Genomic DNA, 2,679 nt, shown 5'->3' with positions numbered 1-2,679 from the left:
CACCCGCCATATCGACAACCACCAGACGAACATCAACGTACTGACGGCCCTTGTACCAGCGATGCGAGATACGAACGCGTTGCGTCGCGTTCTTCTGAATCTCCATCACCATCTTGTCTTGATCGACCGTACTCATACGTTCTCCTTCGAACCACCTACATTCTTATCGCGCACGTCATTACCCGCACACGCCAGGTCAGATAGCTTGTTGGCAACCTCTTGTAACTGATCGATCAACAGGTGCACGACTCCTTGCACGGGAACAGCGCATCCCGCTTGATCTTCTGGAAGTGCGGCCGAAAGGGTTCGCAGGACATCGTGAATCTGCCATGCCTTAGCGGCGAGATCGCAACGATTAGCCATGGTTGACCGCCTGTGAGGAGTACTCATCGCTAAGGTCACGACGAGACCGCTCAACCTTGAGACGGTCAGTGAACCGTTGTTGCAAATAGCAGTTTGAGTCGGCTGCTACTTCCGCGATACGAGCGATCAGCTCGATCTCAGCCGCGATATGAAAGAGTAGTGACGGTTCATCGTTGCCTTGCAGAGCTTCAGTGCGAAGGTGCTTGCACTCACGTCCTCTATCGCCGCTTACCAACATGCCGATGCCCGCCGTGAGCGCAGACAGCGAGTCAGCCATGTCAGTGATGGTGCCTGTGAAGTCTGCGAGGTATTGCAGTTCACTGTCCGACGCATGGGCGGTATCAAAGCGCTCGAAGAAGAAATCGATCAAGCCCGCCGCCGACGCGTGCGGCCGAACCATCTTTTCGGTGGTTTTAGCCATGACGAACCTCCGTATCGAGCTGCTTGAGCAAGTCTGATGTCACGACTTGACCGATCTGAGCAAGCAAGAAAGCACGGCCAGATTCGTTATCGGAAGCACATTCTTCGATCACGGCAAGCAGAGCATCAAGCTGCTGGACTGCAATGTAGAGCTCACCAATGTCAGGTGTACGGTCGCGGCCGGGGACGTGATTAGTCATGGCGCACCTCGGCACGAGCGATGTCTACCAACTGACGCAGCGCATTGCCGGTGATGTCCAGCGCATCATTCGCTGTTGCGGCAAGCGCCGCTTCGCGCAACGCGCTATTAATGATGTCGATTTGAACGACGAAAACGGGGATTTGGGTTTGCTCAGAACGAGCGAGGATAGTTGCAGTCATCGTCGTGCCCTCACTCGGTTTCGTTGACAGAGCGACTCGCCGCGACTCGTGCCGCGATCCAGTCATCGACTTCCTGCTCGATCCATGCAACAGCACGAGAGGTAATCTTGATGGACTTCGGGAACGATGGTTCGGTGTAGACGGCCGTACGGCTCAGACCGGTCTTTTCAAGCACACGAGGCAGCTTGATTAAGGTCGTGGTGGGGGCGACAGACTGCTGTGATTGCTCAGGACGAGCGGAGGGATTAGCACGCATTGCGGACTCCAGAGACGGTTTGAAAAACCCGACCCTCCCGCTTCCCAACGGGGTGGCCAGGCACAAGGCAGGATAGGAAGACCGGCGTCTCTGGAAACCGGCGAGCGCGAACGCTCCCCCGCCAAGGCCCGACCATTGAAGGCGTGCGCAAGGCAGCGGACGTAAAAATACCGCCAGTCGGCGGTTTGTCCGCCAGAGAGCTATGCCGGCTTCCCAACCGGGTGACCTCTGTATCGGCCACGTGCGAAGTATACGGAGTTCTCCGACGTTCGTGCAAGTATTTTTCGTACCCGACTGATATCGAAAATGTGCAGGCTTGGTTACGATTAATCGTCGTCCCCTGTTCGGGGTTTTCTGGGCTGGCCAATGCGCCAGCCCTTTTTTTGCCCGTCATCACAGAATCCCAACAACGAGGCTGCGGCCGTTCAAAACCCTCACATCGGAGGAATTTAGAGTCGCGGCGGATGACCTTTAGAAACGGGATTTTCCCGTTTCTATTTGCAGGACTCAAACGTCGCACACCTGCGGGGCTTAGCGCTGCTGTCAGCCCACGCTTCGGTCTGAAATATGTGCAATTCCCATATTCGAGGTGCGCTCGGAAAAATCGGAATTCCGACCGTTTGACGCCCCTGCAAGCGAAGTGAGATGAGATATCGCTTCGTTTCCGCGATCGCCAGCCAGTTCGCTTCACACTTAACGAAGTGAGATTTCCTCACTTCGCTTTTTCGGCAAAGCGTATGAGTAGGGCGCTCGGTGCGGCATATCGATCTTGTCTGCATTCCAATCATCAAACCCGACCCTCGCCAGCGTCACAAGCGCAATCCCGGCTCCGGACGACCCTCTGAGCAATCCAGTCATCGACCTCGCTCTCCAGCCATGCCACCGCCCGCTCGCCGATCTTCACCGGCTTCGGGAACGACGGATTGCTATAAACGGCTGTACGACTTAGGCCCGTCTTCTCACGCACGCGCGGCAATCTAAGAAGTCTTTGTTCCAATGTGAACTCCATAAAAAAGGCCCGCATTCGCGGGCTTTCGTGTTGTTACGATTGGCAAGTCAGACGGGGCGCACGTAGCGGGCGCGCTGTGCGTCGAGATAGTCCGCCCATGCCTGCATCATCTCGGCGCGCTGTGTGAGATATTGAGCGTGGTTGTACGCCCCACTCACCTTGCCACGCGACTGGTGCGCGAGCTGAAGCTCGATATGCTCGTGCGGCCAACCTTGCTCATGCAGGATCGTCGAGGCAACGCCGCGGAATC

General features: G+C 56.4%; 7 protein-coding genes. All 7 read right to left on the bottom strand.

The window, feature by feature from the left end; all coding sequences use genetic code 11:
* Window positions 1-132 precede the first annotated feature (132 nt).
* The gene (locus tag QCE79_RS39255; RefSeq protein ID WP_309854637.1) at window positions 133-363 is read right to left on the bottom strand and encodes a hypothetical protein; all 231 of its coding nucleotides are present in this window, start codon (window positions 361-363) and stop codon (window positions 133-135) included.
* Window positions 356-784, bottom strand: coding sequence for a hypothetical protein (locus QCE79_RS39250; RefSeq protein WP_309854634.1), 429 nt, complete (start codon window positions 782-784; stop codon window positions 356-358). Before QCE79_RS39250 ends, QCE79_RS39255 begins: the two co-directional genes overlap by 8 nt.
* Window positions 777-983, bottom strand: a complete 207-nt coding sequence (locus QCE79_RS39245) for a hypothetical protein (protein ID WP_309854632.1) — start codon at window positions 981-983, stop codon at window positions 777-779. The genes QCE79_RS39250 and QCE79_RS39245 overlap by 8 nt, the downstream gene beginning before the upstream one ends.
* The gene (locus tag QCE79_RS39240; RefSeq protein ID WP_309854630.1) at window positions 976-1,164 is read right to left on the bottom strand and encodes a hypothetical protein; all 189 of its coding nucleotides are present in this window, start codon (window positions 1,162-1,164) and stop codon (window positions 976-978) included. The genes QCE79_RS39245 and QCE79_RS39240 overlap by 8 nt, the downstream gene beginning before the upstream one ends.
* A 10-nt stretch (window positions 1,165-1,174) precedes the next feature.
* Window positions 1,175-1,420 carry an AlpA family phage regulatory protein gene (locus tag QCE79_RS39235; protein ID WP_309854628.1) on the bottom strand — a complete coding sequence of 82 codons (246 nt, stop codon included), beginning with the start codon at window positions 1,418-1,420 and terminating at the stop codon, window positions 1,175-1,177.
* A gap of 787 nt (window positions 1,421-2,207) precedes the next feature.
* Window positions 2,208-2,429: an AlpA family transcriptional regulator gene (locus QCE79_RS39230; RefSeq protein ID WP_309854626.1), complete on the bottom strand. Its 222-nt coding sequence runs from the start codon at window positions 2,427-2,429 to the stop codon at window positions 2,208-2,210.
* Between the two features lie 47 nt (window positions 2,430-2,476).
* The coding region (locus tag QCE79_RS39225) for a tyrosine-type recombinase/integrase (RefSeq protein ID WP_404989519.1) at window positions 2,477-2,679 on the bottom strand (203 nt) is incomplete at its 5' end.

Source organism: Caballeronia sp. LZ003 (genome assembly GCF_031451465.1).
Taxonomy (GTDB): Bacteria; Pseudomonadota; Gammaproteobacteria; order Burkholderiales; family Burkholderiaceae; genus Caballeronia.
The sequence above is the reverse complement of the archived record's forward strand: the minus strand, read 5'-3'. Positions and strand labels throughout refer to the sequence as shown.